This is a genomic window from Roseobacter sp. HKCCD6576-2 (assembly GCF_013179285.1).
Classification (GTDB): domain Bacteria; phylum Pseudomonadota; class Alphaproteobacteria; order Rhodobacterales; family Rhodobacteraceae; genus Rhodophyticola; species Rhodophyticola oceani.
On sequence record NZ_WVNW01000001.1, the window covers coordinates 186,697 to 200,943 of the forward strand.

The 14,247-nt window shown below is 63.0% G+C and carries 15 protein-coding genes; 7 read left to right on the top strand and 8 right to left on the bottom strand.

Annotated elements, in window-relative coordinates; translation table 11 throughout:
• Positions 1-46 precede the first annotated feature (46 nt).
• Entirely contained in the window at positions 47-1,108 is a 1,062-nt protein-coding gene (gene mutY / locus GTF44_RS00925; RefSeq protein WP_171559263.1) for an A/G-specific adenine glycosylase, read from the bottom strand.
• A gap of 90 nt (positions 1,109-1,198) precedes the next feature.
• Here mutY and GTF44_RS00930 point away from each other — a divergent pair, with 90 nt between their 5' ends.
• From GTF44_RS00930 to GTF44_RS00940, 3 genes are read left to right on the top strand one after another with little or no spacing between them, the layout of a single operon-like run.
• Positions 1,199-1,720, top strand: coding sequence for a DUF721 domain-containing protein (locus GTF44_RS00930; protein ID WP_145213346.1), 522 nt, complete (start codon positions 1,199-1,201; stop codon positions 1,718-1,720).
• Positions 1,721-1,731: 11 nt separating this feature from the next.
• The gene (locus tag GTF44_RS00935; protein WP_171559265.1) at positions 1,732-2,409 is read left to right on the top strand and encodes a DsbA family protein; all 678 of its coding nucleotides are present in this window, start codon (positions 1,732-1,734) and stop codon (positions 2,407-2,409) included.
• On the top strand, positions 2,406-3,524 hold the full coding sequence (locus GTF44_RS00940) for a CaiB/BaiF CoA-transferase family protein (RefSeq protein ID WP_171559268.1): 1,119 nt from the start codon (positions 2,406-2,408) through the stop codon (positions 3,522-3,524). The genes GTF44_RS00935 and GTF44_RS00940 overlap by 4 nt, the downstream gene beginning before the upstream one ends.
• Here the strand turns inward: GTF44_RS00940 and lpxK are convergent.
• The 6 genes from lpxK to GTF44_RS00970 all read right to left on the bottom strand — a co-directional run bounded on the left by lpxK (position 3,517) and on the right by GTF44_RS00970 (position 9,883).
• A complete protein-coding gene (gene lpxK / locus GTF44_RS00945; RefSeq protein WP_171559271.1) occupies positions 3,517-4,500 on the bottom strand; it encodes a tetraacyldisaccharide 4'-kinase in 984 nt (327 codons plus the stop codon). The two genes, GTF44_RS00940 and lpxK, sit on opposite strands and share 8 nt — an antisense overlap.
• Positions 4,500-5,807: a 3-deoxy-D-manno-octulosonic acid transferase gene (locus tag GTF44_RS00950; RefSeq protein WP_171559273.1), complete on the bottom strand. Its 1,308-nt coding sequence runs from the start codon at positions 5,805-5,807 to the stop codon at positions 4,500-4,502. The genes lpxK and GTF44_RS00950 overlap by 1 nt, the downstream gene beginning before the upstream one ends.
• A 9-nt stretch (positions 5,808-5,816) precedes the next feature.
• Positions 5,817-6,062, bottom strand: coding sequence for a DUF4170 domain-containing protein (locus tag GTF44_RS00955; RefSeq protein ID WP_145213331.1), 246 nt, complete (start codon positions 6,060-6,062; stop codon positions 5,817-5,819).
• 64 nt (positions 6,063-6,126) lie between these two features.
• Positions 6,127-6,918, bottom strand: coding sequence for a 3'(2'),5'-bisphosphate nucleotidase CysQ (locus tag GTF44_RS00960; protein WP_171559276.1), 792 nt, complete (start codon positions 6,916-6,918; stop codon positions 6,127-6,129).
• Positions 6,905-8,251 (bottom strand): TldD/PmbA family protein, encoded by a 1,347-nt coding sequence (locus GTF44_RS00965; protein WP_171559279.1) that lies wholly within the window; start codon positions 8,249-8,251, stop codon positions 6,905-6,907. Before GTF44_RS00965 ends, GTF44_RS00960 begins: the two co-directional genes overlap by 14 nt.
• A gap of 135 nt (positions 8,252-8,386) precedes the next feature.
• Positions 8,387-9,883 (bottom strand): DUF2125 domain-containing protein, encoded by a 1,497-nt coding sequence (locus GTF44_RS00970; protein WP_171559281.1) that lies wholly within the window; start codon positions 9,881-9,883, stop codon positions 8,387-8,389.
• Positions 9,884-9,989: 106 nt separating this feature from the next.
• Here GTF44_RS00970 and GTF44_RS00975 point away from each other — a divergent pair, with 106 nt between their 5' ends.
• Both GTF44_RS00975 and GTF44_RS00980 read left to right on the top strand, forming a co-directional pair.
• Positions 9,990-10,745, top strand: coding sequence for an SDR family oxidoreductase (locus GTF44_RS00975; protein ID WP_171559284.1), 756 nt, complete (start codon positions 9,990-9,992; stop codon positions 10,743-10,745).
• Positions 10,742-11,362 (top strand): enoyl-CoA hydratase/isomerase family protein, encoded by a 621-nt coding sequence (locus GTF44_RS00980; RefSeq protein WP_171559286.1) that lies wholly within the window; start codon positions 10,742-10,744, stop codon positions 11,360-11,362. Before GTF44_RS00975 ends, GTF44_RS00980 begins: the two co-directional genes overlap by 4 nt.
• A gap of 16 nt (positions 11,363-11,378) precedes the next feature.
• On the opposite strand, the gene GTF44_RS00985 is transcribed toward GTF44_RS00980, so the two are convergent.
• Entirely contained in the window at positions 11,379-11,687 is a 309-nt protein-coding gene (locus GTF44_RS00985; RefSeq protein WP_171559289.1) for an HNH endonuclease, read from the bottom strand.
• Positions 11,688-11,757: 70 nt separating this feature from the next.
• On the opposite strand from GTF44_RS00985, the gene GTF44_RS00990 reads away from it, so the two are divergent.
• Positions 11,758-13,083: a mechanosensitive ion channel family protein gene (locus GTF44_RS00990; RefSeq protein ID WP_171559292.1), complete on the top strand. Its 1,326-nt coding sequence runs from the start codon at positions 11,758-11,760 to the stop codon at positions 13,081-13,083.
• Positions 13,083-14,246, top strand: coding sequence for a TIGR03862 family flavoprotein (locus GTF44_RS00995; protein WP_171559621.1), 1,164 nt, complete (start codon positions 13,083-13,085; stop codon positions 14,244-14,246). The genes GTF44_RS00990 and GTF44_RS00995 overlap by 1 nt, the downstream gene beginning before the upstream one ends.
• Position 14,247: the final 1 nt, after the last annotated feature.

Sequence of the window (14,247 nt, forward strand, 5' to 3'; positions counted from 1 at the left end):
TCCATGCCTGGGTTCGGGCGTAGTGTGCCGCAGTCCGCCGATGATCTCAATCTTTGGCGATGCTGCCTTGCGCGAGGTCAAACGCCTTGCGCATCACGGTCGGTAGGTCGGATGGCCGAAATTGGGCGCGTGGCAGGAACGCGCCGCGATCTGGTGTCGCCGCCATCGGCACCAAGGCGACACGCAGCGCCAGGCGCAGGTGGAAATGGGTGAAGGTGTGGCGGACCTCGCCGCCCGGATCGTGCCAATCGGCCTTGAGCGGTGGCGCTTCCGGCGCCGCAGCCTCACGCCAATCCGTACCGGGCCAGCCGAGCATCCCGCCAAGCAAACCCTTGTCGGGGCGGGTTTCTAGCAGCCAGGCGCCATCCTCCCGCAAGGCAAGATAGGCGATACCCTGGCGGGTCGGTTTCGGTTTCTTCGGAGATTTGCGCGGGAGATTCACGGCGATCCCCTTGGCCCGCGCAGCGCAAGGCTCCCGCAGCGGGCAGATACCGCAAGCCGGGTTCCGAGGTGTGCAGATGGTCGCGCCCAGATCCATCACCGCTTGCGCATGATCGCCAGGGCGAGTCTGCGGCGTGAGCCGTGCGGCCAGGGCCTTCAACTCCGGTTTGGCCGCAGGCAGGGGCGTTTCGATGGCAAAGAGCCGCGCCATGACCCGTTCCACATTGCCATCCATGACAACCGCCGGGCGATCAAACGCAATCGCGGCGATGGCGGCGGCGGTATAAGGCCCGATGCCTGGCAGCTCCAACAGCGCGGCTTCGGTATCGGGGAAGTGGCCGTCGAACTCGTTTGCCACCACGCGGGCGCATCTCAATAGGTTTCGCGCGCGTGCGTAATAGCCCAGACCGGCCCATTCCCCCATAACCACACTATCTTCGGCCGCCGCGAGGTCAGAAACCGTGGGCCAGAGCAATGTGAAGCGCTCGAAATAGGATTTGACGGCGGCAACCGTGGTCTGTTGCAACATGATCTCGGACAGCCACACGCGATAGGGGTTTGGCCCCTTGTTTTCTTGGTGTTTCGAGGGTCCGACCCGCCAGGGTAAATCGCGCGCATGGGCGTCGTACCAGTCCAGCAATGCCGCGCTTTTTTGTTGATCACGCAAGGTTTATCTGCCCGCTCTTTGGCTTGTTATTGGATGACATCTGCACCACAGATACATTGATCTTCAACCAAGGAAAGCCTGAGCATTCACATGGCCGCGTCAACGCCAACCTCTCGCCCGCGAAAGGGCCGTGGTTTTCAGCCCGCAAGCCGGCTGGTGGCGGGGCAGTTGCGCGGGCCGTTTGAGAAGCGCGGGTTTTCAGAAGCCAAGCTGTTGACCCATTGGGCCGAGATTGTCGGTGACGAGACCGCGCAAATCGCGCAGCCGGTCAAGATCAGCCATGGGCGTGGCGGTACGTTGGGCGGCACGCTGGTGTTGTTGACCATCGGGGCGCATGCGCCGGTGCTGGAGATGCAGAAAGAGCAGATCAAAGATCGGGTGAACGCCTGTTACGGCTATCGCGCCGTCTCGCGCGTCCAGATCACACAGACGGCGGCGACCGGGTTTTCTGAAGGCCGCGTCGCCTTCACTGCGAAGCCGAAAGCCGCGCCTGCCCCGCGCCCAGAGATTGATGCCGCCGCCAAAGCCGCCGCCGAGGGGGTGGAAAGCCCCGAGCTTAAGGCCGCGCTGGAGCGACTGGCCCGCAACATAATGACCCATTCGAAACCCTGAAGGAGCGACTGATGAAGCGCAGGATTATTCTGACCGGATTGGGGGCCACGGGCCTCGCCATTGGTGGCGCGGCGCTGTTTGGACCGTGGCAGGGCCAGCAAAGCCCGCTTTTGCCGCCGGTCGGTGCCGCTGGCGCGCAGACCGCTGACGCAGCGGTGCCTGAAATCGTCGAAATGGCCGTCGGGGCGGAGGACGCACCGGTCACGGTGATCGAATATGCCTCCTTCACCTGCCCGCATTGCGCGAGTTTCCATGAGGATGTCTATCCGCAGATCAAGGCGAACTACATCGATACGGGCCAGGTTCGGTTCATCCATCGGGAGGTGTATTTCGACCGCTTCGGCCTGTGGGCGACGATGGTCGCGCGGTGCGCAGGCCCGGATCGGTATTTCGCCGTGGTCGACCGGATTTACGGGACGCAACGGGAATGGGTTCAAGGTGAGCCTGCGACGGTGGCCGAGAACCTGCGCCGCATTGGCCGCTCGGTCGGTCTGGGCGAGGCGGAGCTTGAAGCCTGCCTGACCGATGGCGATATGGCCCAGGCCTTGATCGACCGCTATGAGGGTCATCAGGCGGAGCATAACGTCACCGGCACGCCGTCTTTCATCATCGATGGCGAGATGTATAGCAATATGAGCTATGCCAGCTTTGCCGAGATCCTGGATGAACGGTTGGCTGCCGCCCAATGACGGCGCCGCTTGCGGGCGTCAAAGTTCTGGAATTGGCGCGTATCCTGGCCGGCCCTTGGGCCGGTCAAACGCTTGCGGATCTGGGCGCCGAGGTCACCAAGGTTGAGGCCCCCGAAGGGGATGACACGCGCCGCTGGGGGCCGCCCTTTGTTGAGCGGGATGGCGATGTCTCGGCCGCCTATTTCCATGCCTGCAATCGCGGCAAACGCTCGGTTGTCGCCGATTTCCGCACCGCCGATGGGCAGGCGAAGGTCCGTGCGCTGGCCGCCGAGGCGGATATTCTGATCGAGAATTTCAAGCTTGGCGGGTTGGCGAAATATGGGCTCGACTATGACAGTCTGAAGATGCTCAATCCGGGGCTGATTTATTGCTCGATCACTGGTTTTGGGCAGACCGGGCCTTATGCGCATCGCGCGGGCTATGATTATATCATCCAAGGTATGAGCGGGATCATGTCGGTCACGGGTGACCCCGAAGGGCAGCCGCAGAAGGTCGGCATTGCGGTCACCGATATTCTGACTGGGCTTTACACCACAAATGCGGTGTTGGCGGCGCTGCATCAGCGGGCGGCGACCGGCAAGGGTCAGCACATTGATATGGCCCTGCTGGACGTGGCGACCGCTTTCACCGCCAATCAGGCGATGAACTATCTGGTGACTGGCGAGGCGCCTGGGCGGATCGGCAATGCGCATCAAAATCTGACGCCATACCAGGTGTTTGATTGCGCCGATGGCTGGCTGATCATCGCAACTGGCAATGACGGGCAATATCGCCGTCTTTGTCGAGTTTTGGGGTTGGAGGATATGGCCGAAGACCCTGATTACCTGACCAATGCCGACCGGATCGCGCATCGCGATGAGATGACGCGGCGGCTGAGCGAAGCGACGCGGGTGCGCAGCAAAACCGCGCTTCTGGCGGCGTGCGAGGCCGAAGGGGTGCCGGCGGGGCCGATCAATGATCTGGCGGAGGTTTTCGCCGACCCGCAGGTGCAAGCGCGGGGTTTGCAGATCGAGTTGGACGGTGTGCCCGGTGTGCGCCCGCCGTTTCGGTTCTCAGACGCGGAGATCGCGCTCCACTGCCCAGCCCCGAAATTGGGCGAGGATGACCCTAGTTGAACAGGTGTTCCAACGCGGCATCAAGCGGCGTGGGATCGTCGAACACTAGCCTGACGGGCACGGTCATCACCGATTGCCGGAAGGCTTGCGGCAAGCGCACGGCGTCCTTTTCTGTGGTGACAAGCTGAGCACCCCGCAGTTTGGCCTCTTTTTGTAGCCGGGCCATTAGCGTGTCGGTCAGCGGTTGATGATCGGCAAGTGCTTCGGCACGGATCAGATCGGCACCCAAGGCGCGGAGCGTGGCGAAGAATTTCTCGGGGTGTCCGATGCCGGCAAAGGCCAGAACCGGCAAGCCGGTAAGCGGTAGGCCGGTTGGAAGCGGCTCAAGTCGCGCGGTTAGATGGGGCAGTGATATGTCATCGGCCCAGCTTTGCCGAAACGCGGCTTGCGCCGAGTCCGGCCCAATCGAGAGCAGCAGATCGGCGCGCGCGAGGCCGGTGGCCACTGGCTCGCGCAGTGGCCCGGCGGGGAGAGTCTTGCCATTGCCAAACCCGCGCGTCGCATCGACCACCACAAGCGAAAGGTCATGGGCGAGGGCGGGGTTCTGAAACCCATCGTCGAGCACAATGACATCTGCCCCTGCCGCGACCGCCGCGCGGGCGCCCGCAGCCCGGTCTTTCGCGACCCAAGTGGGCAGAAAGGCGGCGAGAAGCAGCGGCTCATCGCCGGTCTCAGCCGCTGTGTGATCGGTCTCTGATACTTGCACCGGACCTTCCAACGTCCCGCCATAGCCTCGGCTGACGACATGGGGTGTGTGGCCAAGGGCGCGGAGCCGTTCGGTCAGGGCGATGACGGTTGGGGTCTTGCCGGTGCCGCCCGCGTTGATATTGCCGACGCAGATGACCGGCACGCCGACGCAGGCCCGGGCCCCGCGTTTCAGCCGCCAAGCCGTTCCTGCGGCATAAAGGGCGCCTAGGGGAGCGAGCAGTGTCGACACAAACCCTGGCGGACGATGCCAAAACCTCGGCGGTTGCATCAGCTTTGGTCCGCGACGCGCGCCTGCGCCGGGGCGTCGAGGGTCTCAAGCAGCAAATCGACCGCGATATCGGTGACATCCGCGCCGGAGGAGGAAACCTCCCACGCGGCATTGGCCATTGCAGCGGCGCGATCTGGGTTCATCAGATCATTGATCGCGGCGGCGAGACTGTCGGGCGCGGAGATCAGTCGTGCGGCCTTCGCTTCAGTCAAGCGTTGGTAGATATCGACGAAATTGGTCACATAGGGTCCGTGCAAAATGGCCGAGCCTAGGGCCGCGGGCTCAAACGGGTTATGCCCGCCAATCGGTTCCAGCGATCCGCCGACAAAGCTGATTGGGGAGACCCGATACCAAAGCCCCAACTCGCCCATCGTGTCGGCAAGATAGACCTGCGTATCGCCATCCGGCAGCTCTTCGGCGGTGCGGCGCACATAGCTCCAACCATCGGATTGCAGCAGCTCGGCTACCGCGTCGCCGCGGTCGGCATGGCGCGGCACCAAGATCAGCAGCAGGCGTGGATTGGCGCGCAGGGCCAGATTATGGGCCTCGAGCACCTTCTTTTCTTCGCCCTCATGGGTCGACGCCGCAAGCCAGACCGGGCGGCCCGACAGTCGCGAGGCAATCCGCTCCCGCTCGCTTTCCTCATAGGGCAAAGCGGCCGCCCCTTCTTTGAGCGTGCCGGTCACTTCCAGACGCCTGCCTGGCAGGCCGAGGCGGCGCAGATAGGCCGAGGTCACATCATCCTGCACATGGGCATGGCGAAACCGGCGGAGCAGATTTTCGGCCATGCCGCGGAGAAACCGCCATTTGTCATGGCTGGCCTTCGACATTCGCGCATTGATCAACAGCATCGGGATATGGCGCGCATCGGTTTCAGTGATCAGCGCGGGCCAAAGCTCGCTCTCGGTCCAAACCGCCAGATCGGGTCGCCAATGATCGAGGAACCGGCGGACAAAGGGCAAGGCGTCGAGCGGCGCGTATTGATGCACGGCGCGATCTGGCAGCCGTTGCGCCATCACGTTTGCGGAGGTGACCGTGCCGGTGGTGACCAGAATGTGGATCTCAGGCCGTTCTTCGGTCAAACGGCGGATCAACTCCAGCAAGGCCAGTGACTCGCCGACGCTGGCGGCATGAAACCAGATCAGCGGCCCATCCGGGCGGTCCCGTGATGCGATCCCGCGACGCTCATCCAGCCGGTTGGCGTCTTCTTTGCCGATGGCAAGGCGTTGGGCCAGCTTACGCTCCGCGAAGCCTTCGGCGCGGGCCGAAAACATGAGGTAGAGACGAAGCGCCAGAGAACGGCTCATGATGTCGGCTTACCCGCCGAGTTCTTCGGTCGGCGAGGCTTCGGTTTCTTCGTCGCGCAGACGGTGAATATGGGCGATGAAATAGCGCATATGGGCGTTGTCGACCGTGCGCTGCGCCTCGGATTTCCAAGCGTTATAGGCGCTGGCATAATTCGGGAACATGCCGACCAGATGGATGTCATCAGGGTTCTTGAATTCGCTTTTGGCGGGGTCGATCAACTCGCCGCCAAAGACAAGGTGCAAGCGTTGGGTCATGAATGCGCGGCCTTATGGTGAAGGGATCAAATTTGCGGGCACCCTACGGATATGGGGTGAGCCGTCAAGCTTGAGGCGGGGTCAGACGGGCCAGGAACTGCCGATGGATTTGCGGCGCGGCGGCCAAAACGCCGGGCAGTTGTGGCGTGGGGTTGTTGAAGCGAAGCGTCGCGCCGTGACGGTCCGAGATCGCGCCGCCCGCTTCGGTCACGATCAGTGCACCGGCGGCGATATCCCATTCCCAACTATCGCGAAGCGTGATCATCCCGTCGAACCGGCCTTGGCCGACCACAGCCAGCCGATAGGCCAGAGAAGAGCGAAATTGTGGCGTGACCGGTGGCGGGCCGCCAGGCCAAAGCCCGGGTTTGAGATTGGGCTTCGCCGTTAGAACCGTAGCGCCAGCCTCGTCTTCGCGATGTGAGGCCTGAAGGGTCTCACCGTTCAAGGTGGCCCCCTGGTCGAGGGCGGCGGCGAAAAGCTGGTCCTTGACCGGCAGATAGACGACGGCGGCGATGACCTGTCCGCGATCCGCGAGCGCGATGGAATGGGCAAAATTGCGCGAGCCATCGATAAAGGCACGCGTGCCGTCAATCGGATCGACGATGAAGGTTTTGTCTTGGCTAAGCCGCGCTTCGGTATCGGGGGTTTCCTCTGACAGCCACCCATATCCCGGGCGGGCGGCGGTCAGCGTCTCGCGGAGCATCTCATCAACTTCGAGATCGGCAATGGTGACCGGGCCTTCGCCACCGGATTTCTCCCAAGTCTTCGGGTCGGATTTCCAATGCCGGGCGGCGATGTCTCCGGCGTCTCGCGCGGCGGCGATCAGCAGGTCGAGCTCGGATTCAGGCCCCGGCAATCGTCAATCCTTCGACCAAAAGCGAGGGTACGATGCGGGACAGATGGGTCCGAGCGTCATTGGCCGGCGTGATTGTGCGCAGCATCTCGCGCAGATTGCCCGCAACGGTGCATTCATTGACCGGATAGGTGATCTCGCCGTTCTCGACCCAGAAGCCCGAGGCTCCGCGCGAATAGTCGCCGGTGGTCGGGTTGATGGAGGAGCCGATCATCGAGGTGATCATCAGGCCAGTGCCCATTTGCGCCAAGAGGTCGGCTTGGCTGGCCGCGCCTTGCGTCAGCGCGATATTTCCCACGGAGGGCGATGGCGGCGCGGAGGTGCCGCGCGCGGCATTGCCGGTAGACGTCATGTTGAGCTTGCGCGCGGTCGCGAGGTCGAGGGTCCAGCCGGTGAGCACGCCATCGGCGACAATCTCGCGTTTCGCGGTCGGCAGACCTTCGCCATCGAACGGGCGGGAGCCGGTGACGCGCGGGCGGTGTGGATCCTCCAGGATCGTCAGGCCCTTGGGCAAAACCGCCTCGCCCAAAGCATCGCGGAGCCAGGATGCGCCCCGTGCAACGGAGGTGCCGTTGGAGGCTTGCAGCAAATGGCCGATGAGCGAAGAGGAGATCCGCTCGTCAAACAGCACCGGGTAGGCCCCGGTCGGCGGTTTGCGTGCCCCGGCGCGAGCGATGGTGCGTTCGGCGGCCAAGCGCCCGACCTCTTCGGGGCTCATCATATCTTCGGCATGGCTCCGGCCTTCGCCGAAATAGTCGCGCTCCATCTCGGTGCCTGCGCCGGTGATCGCGACACAGCTCAGCCCGTGATCGGTGCGCCCGTAGCCGCCGGAAAACCCGTTGGTCGCGGCGAGGTGAACGCGGCGCTGCCCATAGGCAGCCGTTGCCGATTGCACTTGTGAGATGCCCTTAACGGCCAGGGCGGCAGCCTCGGCTTGGCGCGCGGCCTCTTCGAGGGCAGCGGGCGCGGGCTCGGCGCTTGGGTCGATCAAATCAAGGGCGTCTGCATCCCAGCTTGTGGCCAGTTGGTTGGGATCGGCCAAGCCGATGGTGGGGTCTTCGGGCGCAAGACGCGCCATCGCCACGGCGCGGTCGGCCATCTCTGTCAGAGTTGCTGGGTTGATGTCGGATGCAGATACGCAAGCTTGCCGCGCGCCGACCAGCACACGCAGGCCGACCTCGACGCCTTCGGATCGTTCGGCCTGCTCCAGCTTCCCGTTCAGGACGTCGATCGAGATCGAGGTTCCATCGACCGCAATCGCATCGGCCGCCTCTGCGCCGGCTTTGCTGGCTGCGGCGAGGAGATCGGAGGTGAGGTCGGAAAGGGATCGGGTCATATGAAGAATGTCCTGCCAAGGCGGTGCGCGTTGGCTTGTGACCTAGGGCGCGCGCGGCGGAGGCGCAAGATCGGGTCAAAGGAAACCGCCCGGACCACAGACGGGCACCGGGCGGTTTATTCGTGTCAGATCCGCTTATTGCAGCGGAACACCATTGGCGGTGATGCCGCCGCCGGGCAGGAAGTCGATGGTGGTTTCCAGCGTGTCGGGTGCCGCGCCGGGACGAGCAAACATGCCCGCCATACCTTGGAACATGGCCGCTTGCTGCGCCGGTAGCAGCCCTGCGCCAACCAAGCGCTCGATGAGCGCATTTGCGCCCGAAAGCTGCAGATCAATCGCGCCCACAGGCTGCGGAATCATCTGCCCCGGCGCAAAATCCAAATCGCCCTCACCGGTCAGCGAGGCACCGGCCACAGACACCTCAAGCTCGTTCAACGTCACATCGCGCAATTCGCCCGGAGGGCCCTGGAAGGCGCTTGGATCACCGGCCATCAGATTGACGAGCATCTGCACCTGGCCCGTTACATCCAAAACCAGCGTTGCGGGATCGCGTGGAATGGCTGCGCCCGGGTCGATCATGCCCCAAAGCGCGTCATTGACCGTCAGTTCCTGGTAGTCGAGGCGCAGGGCCATGTCGGAGGGCTCGGGTTCGGGCATCATTGGGATCGTCAGCAAAAATGCAGCGGATGCGGCGCTGACTTCAATCGGGAGCGGGAAATCCGAGGTCTGCACGGTGGAGACCACATTCTCGCTCGATAGATCATAGGTCAGTCCGCTTGGGCCAAAGGCCACGCCAAGATCGCCGCCTTCATTGGCAAAGGCCATGTTGAAGTTGCTGCCGGGTGCCTCGAATGTCATTTCATAGCTCAACCGGTCGTAGCTGGCCTGCCCCTCAAGATCGAACTCTTCCGGAAGCACGCCACCGCTCGACATTTGCGAGAGCGCCGCCATTGAGCCAAGGGTGCCCGACCCGGACGAGGTGGTTGCACCCATATTGAAACTCAGTTTGAAGTTCCCGGCTTCGCCATCTGGCGCCGCCGCGTCGATGGTGCCGGTCACGCCGCCAAGTTCGCTGGTCGAGGTGAAAGACACATCGTCGACATCTGCACCTTCGACGAGATATTGCGCGACGAGGTCTGAAATCGTGAAGTCGAGATCGAACATGCCCTCGGATTCACCATCGACCGTGATCTGTTCTGTCGTGAAAATCATGCTGTCGGCTGAGTAGTCATATTGCCGCGCTGCTGGTGTGCCGGATACAGTCACCTCAAGGCCCTGATGCCGCATTTCCATTGAGACATCGAATGCCGGTCCGGCTCCGGCATCGGTTTGGGTTCGGATGCGATAGACCTCAGACATCTCGACACTGACCGTGCCATCGGCATTCTCCGTCAAGGTCACTTGATCGATGCTACCGGTTGACGTGACATCGGCTTGCACATTGGTTGTTGTCAGCCCAGAGATGACCAGGCCATCGGCGGTTTCGGTGACCGACTCCGTCGTCATCGTCTGACCGGTTGCGGCGATTTGAGCTTGCCATTCGGCCCAAAGCTCTTGGGCATCGACATCGGCGAATGCGGGGGCTGCGGCGGTAAGTGCCGCAAAAGAAAGGCTAATAGAAAGGGATTTCATCTTTGACATAATGACCTACCAAGGGTGAATTGCATGGGTGATGTTCGGCCTCTGGCCAGGGGGCGTCAAGGGCTCATCTGCCAGGCAGCGACGACAGGGGAATGATATGAGTGAGTTGAGCGGAAAAACGATCATGATCACCGGCGCGAGCCGAGGGATCGGGGCGGCGGCGGCCCGCGCCTTTGCGGCAGAGGGCGCCAATGTGGCGCTTTTGGCCCGGTCGCGGGAGAGCTTGGTGGAGTTGGCCGGCGAAATTGGCGACCAGGCCCTGGCCGTACCCTGCGATGTGAGCCGGTATTGGGAGGTTGAGGCGGCAGTCTCTGCCGCGGAAGAGACCTTCGGCGGGCTTGATGTGTTGATCAACAATGCCGGTGTGATCGAGCCGATCTCACATCTGGCGGAGGCCGACCCGGACGCGTGGAGCCATGTGATCGATATCAATCTCAAAGGCGTCTTCTATGGCATGCGCGCGGCCATGCCCGGCATGATGGCGCGGGGTGGCGGCACGATCCTCACGATCAGTTCGGGCGCGGCCCATAACGCGCTGGAAGGCTGGAGCCATTACTGCACCTCTAAGGCGGGGGCCGCGATGCTGACCATGTGTGCCCATAAAGAGGGGGGCGAGAATGGGATCCGCGCGATGGGTCTGTCGCCCGGCACTGTCGCCACCGAGATGCAGCGCGAGATCAAATCGAGCGGATTGAACCCCGTGAGCGAGCTCGATTGGTCCGATCACATCCCGCCGGAATGGCCCGCCAAGGCGCTGGTCTGGATGTGTTCATCTGCGGCGGATGCGCATTTGGGGACGGAGCTTTCGCTGCGGGACGAAGGCCTGCGCCGCGAGATCGGGTTGATCGCATGATCGATTTGGACCGGGACGGCGGGTTGTGGACCGTCACGCTCAACCGTCCGGACAAAGCCAACTCCCTGACCGAAGAGATGCTGCGGCATCTGGCCGAGATTGCCGAGGAGGCGGGGCAAGACGAAACCGTGCGGGCGTTGGTGATCACCGGGGCGGGCGACCGGGTGTTCAGCGCCGGTGCGGATTTGGAGGCGGCCAAGGCGGGGCTCGCGACCTCGCCGGTTTGGGAGCGGGCGTCCGGCGCGATTGCGACCCTGCCTTGCCTGACGATTGCGGCGCTGAATGGCACGCTGGCCGGTGGCGCGTTTGGGATGGCCTTGGCCTGCGATCTGCGGATTGCGGTGCCGAGTGCGAAGTTCTTCTATCCCGTGGCCAAGCTTGGTTTCCTGCCGCAGCCGTCAGATCCGAAGCGCATGGCGGCCCTGATTGGACCGGCGCGGACAAAACTGGTGTTGCTGGCCGGGCAAAAACTGACCGCCGAAGAGGCGCTGAGCTTTGGCCTGATTGACCGGATGGTGGCGCCGGACGCTTTGTTGGAGACGGCCAGGATGCTTTCGGCGGATGCTTTGGCGGGCGATGCGGCCAATCTGCGCGGGATCAAACGGCTCTGCGGCTAAGCGCGCCCGGGCCGGGCTATCGCCGTTTCCAGGCGCGCCGGTCGCCCGGGGTTTTCGACTGAAACTCTGGCGGGCGCTTTTGCACCCAGGCGATGAATTTGGCCAGGCGCGGATGGGTTTTGAGCGTCGCGACCGTGGAATAGCTGCGGGCCAGCTCGGCCTCGGACAGGGTCGCGTGGATTTCGTTATGGCAAATCTGATGCAGCAGCACCGTCGGCCCACCCTTGCCGCCGCGCAGGCGCGGGACCAGGTGATGCAGGCTTTGCCTTACGCCCTCGGGAATCGGCCGATCACATAGGGGGCAAATCGGTGCCTCTTTCCCCATCTATCTTGTCCTTTTGCCGATCCCTCGTCATTAGACTGAGGGAGTTTTGCTTCGTGGCAAGGGTGGCGTGATGGAAAATCAGCCGGAAATCGTGCAACAGGCGCTGGATGTCGCCGAAGACAGCTATGCGTTTGCGTTGGGTTGGCTGACCAGCCCTGCCGCTTGGTCGCAATTCGCGCTTTTGGTGGTGGCCTTCCTGGTTGCGCTTCTTGTCTCGCGACGGCTGACTCCGACCCTGACCAAACTGCTGACCCCGTCTGAGGACAGCCAGACGATTCTCGCTACCGCGCGGCGCTTTCTGGCGATGTTCTTGCCGCTGCTCCTGCCAGTCTTGGCCTATGCGTTCACAGCGATTGGGGAGACCATTGTCCGCTCGCTCTTCGACAGTGGCGCGGTGATCGCCTTTGGCAAGCGCGTCTTCCTGTTTCTTGCGGCGCGAAGCCTGGTCAAACACATCATCAGTGACCCGTTCTTGAAGCTTCTGGGCCGCTATGTGCTGGTGCCGGTTGCGGCGCTCTATGCGCTGGGCGTGTTGGATGACGTAACCGTCGCGCTGACCGAACTGCAGGTCAATCTGGGCAATATCTCTTTCTCCGTCATGTCGCTGGTGCGCGGCGTGATTGCGGGCAGTCTTCTGTTCTGGCTTGGGCGCTGGTCCAACACCCAAAGCGCCGAGTTCATCGGCAAACAGCAGGAGATGCGGCCCGCGACCCGCGAGTTGGCGATCAAGACGGTGGAGATCGTCATTTTCGGTGCGGCCTTCCTGCTCTTGATGAACATCATGGGCATCGACCTCACCACGCTTGCGGTTCTTGGCGGGGCGATTGGTGTTGGCCTCGGTTTCGGTCTGCAGAAGATCGCGGCGAATTTCATCTCTGGCATTATCCTGCTGCTCGAAGGTCAGGCGACGGTTGGCGATTATGTCGAGTTGGACGGCGGTGAGCACGGCAAGATCGTCAAAATGACCGCCCGCGCCGCGATTCTGGAGACGTTTGACGGGCGTTGGATCGTGGTGCCGAATGAGGATTTCATCACCACACGGGTGGTGAATTATTCGGATAGCGGCAGCGCGAACCGCTATGAGGCGCCGTTTTCGGTCAGCTATGACACCGATATCAATCAGGTCCCCGCGATTGTCGAGGCCGCCGTTGCAACCCATCCCGGCGTTTTGGATGATCCCTTCCCGCCCGATTGCGAGTTGAGAGGTTTCGGCGACAGCGGCGTCGATTTCAGCGTTGAGTTCTGGGTGAACGGTATCGACGATGGCGAGAACAAATACACCTCCGATGTGCTGTTCCTGATCTGGAACGCGCTGAAAGAGAACGACATCACCATCCCCTATCCGCACCGTGTTTTGGAATGGAAAGCCGGGCAAGGGCCGGGTGACGTTCCATGATCGACGCCTTGGTGATCGGCGCGGGTCCCGCCGGTCTGATGGCCGCAGAGACCTTGGCGCGGGCCGGGCGGCAGGTGGTCTTGGCCGAGGGCAAGCCCTCCGCCGCGCGCAAGTTCCTCATGGCGGGCAAATCGGGGCTGAACCTCACCAAGATTGAGCCGCAGGCAACGTTCTACGCCCAGTATCACGAGGCCGAACCATGGCTTGCGCCGATGTTGGACGCGTTTGGCCCGAAACAGGTGCAAGGCTGGGCTGGTAGCCTCGGCCAGGAGCTGTTCACCGGCACGACCGGGCGCGTCTTTCCGGTTGTGATGAAAGCCTCGCCCTTACTGCGGGCCTGGATGGGGCGGATGCAGGTCGATCTGCGAACCCGTTGGCATTGGCAGGGCTGGGACGGCGACGGGTTTGCCTTTGACAAACCCGAAGGGCGGCAGGTGTTGCAGCCGAAGGTCACGGTTCTGGCGCTTGGCGGGGCGAGTTGGGCCCGGCTGGGCTCGGACGGGGCTTGGGCCCCATGGCTGCAAGAAAGGGGCGTTGAGATTACGCCGTTTCAACCTGCAAATATGGGCTTCGATGTGGCTTGGTCGGCCCATATGGCGGCGCATTTCGGTGCGCCGGTGAAAAACGCGGCGCTGATCGCGGGGGATGAGAGACATCGCGGCGAGTTCGTGATCTCGGCCCGCGGTTTGGAAGGCGGCGGGATTTACACGGTCTCGCGAGCGCTGAGACAGGGCGCGCCACTGACGCTCGATTTGTTGCCAGATTTGACCGTCGAGGAGGTCGCGGCGCGGCTGTCGCGACCGAGGGGGAAAGACAGCCTCGCGAATTTCTTGCGCAAAACCCTGCGTTTGACCGGCGCGCGCCTGGCGCTGTTGCAGGAGTTCGGGCGGCCCTTGCCGGAGGGTCCGGCCTTGGCGTCGGTGATCAAGGCGCTTCCGGTTCCTCATCAAGGCCCGCGGCCGATGGATGAGGCGATTTCCACCGCGGGCGGCGTTGCGCGCGTCGCGCTCGACGATGGCCTTATGTTGCGCGCGATGCCAGGTGTTTTTTGCGCCGGGGAGATGTTGGATTGGGAGGCGCCAACCGGCGGCTACCTGATCACCGCCTGCCTTGCGACGGGCAAATGGGCCGGGCAGCACGCCGCCAAATGGGCCGCTCCGTAGG

What these genes read in the sequence shown, in the direction of transcription:
- GTF44_RS00930 (WP_145213346.1), top strand. Translation starts at nt 1,199, where the DNA reads ATGGCCGCGTCAACGCCAACCTCTCGCCCGCGAAAGGGCCGTGGTTTT.
- GTF44_RS00935 (WP_171559265.1), top strand. Translation starts at nt 1,732, where the DNA reads ATGAAGCGCAGGATTATTCTGACCGGATTGGGGGCCACGGGCCTCGCC.
- GTF44_RS00940 (WP_171559268.1), top strand. Translation starts at nt 2,406, where the DNA reads ATGACGGCGCCGCTTGCGGGCGTCAAAGTTCTGGAATTGGCGCGTATC.
- lpxK (WP_171559271.1), bottom strand. Translation starts at nt 4,500, where the DNA reads ATGCAACCGCCGAGGTTTTGGCATCGTCCGCCAGGGTTTGTGTCGACA.
- GTF44_RS00950 (WP_171559273.1), bottom strand. Translation starts at nt 5,807, where the DNA reads ATGAGCCGTTCTCTGGCGCTTCGTCTCTACCTCATGTTTTCGGCCCGC.
- GTF44_RS00955 (WP_145213331.1), bottom strand. Translation starts at nt 6,062, where the DNA reads ATGACCCAACGCTTGCACCTTGTCTTTGGCGGCGAGTTGATCGACCCC.
- GTF44_RS00965 (WP_171559279.1), bottom strand. Translation starts at nt 8,251, where the DNA reads ATGACCCGATCCCTTTCCGACCTCACCTCCGATCTCCTCGCCGCAGCC.
- GTF44_RS00970 (WP_171559281.1), bottom strand. Translation starts at nt 9,883, where the DNA reads ATGAAATCCCTTTCTATTAGCCTTTCTTTTGCGGCACTTACCGCCGCA.
- GTF44_RS00975 (WP_171559284.1), top strand. Translation starts at nt 9,990, where the DNA reads ATGAGTGAGTTGAGCGGAAAAACGATCATGATCACCGGCGCGAGCCGA.
- GTF44_RS00980 (WP_171559286.1), top strand. Translation starts at nt 10,742, where the DNA reads ATGATCGATTTGGACCGGGACGGCGGGTTGTGGACCGTCACGCTCAAC.
- GTF44_RS00985 (WP_171559289.1), bottom strand. Translation starts at nt 11,687, where the DNA reads ATGGGGAAAGAGGCACCGATTTGCCCCCTATGTGATCGGCCGATTCCC.
- GTF44_RS00990 (WP_171559292.1), top strand. Translation starts at nt 11,758, where the DNA reads ATGGAAAATCAGCCGGAAATCGTGCAACAGGCGCTGGATGTCGCCGAA.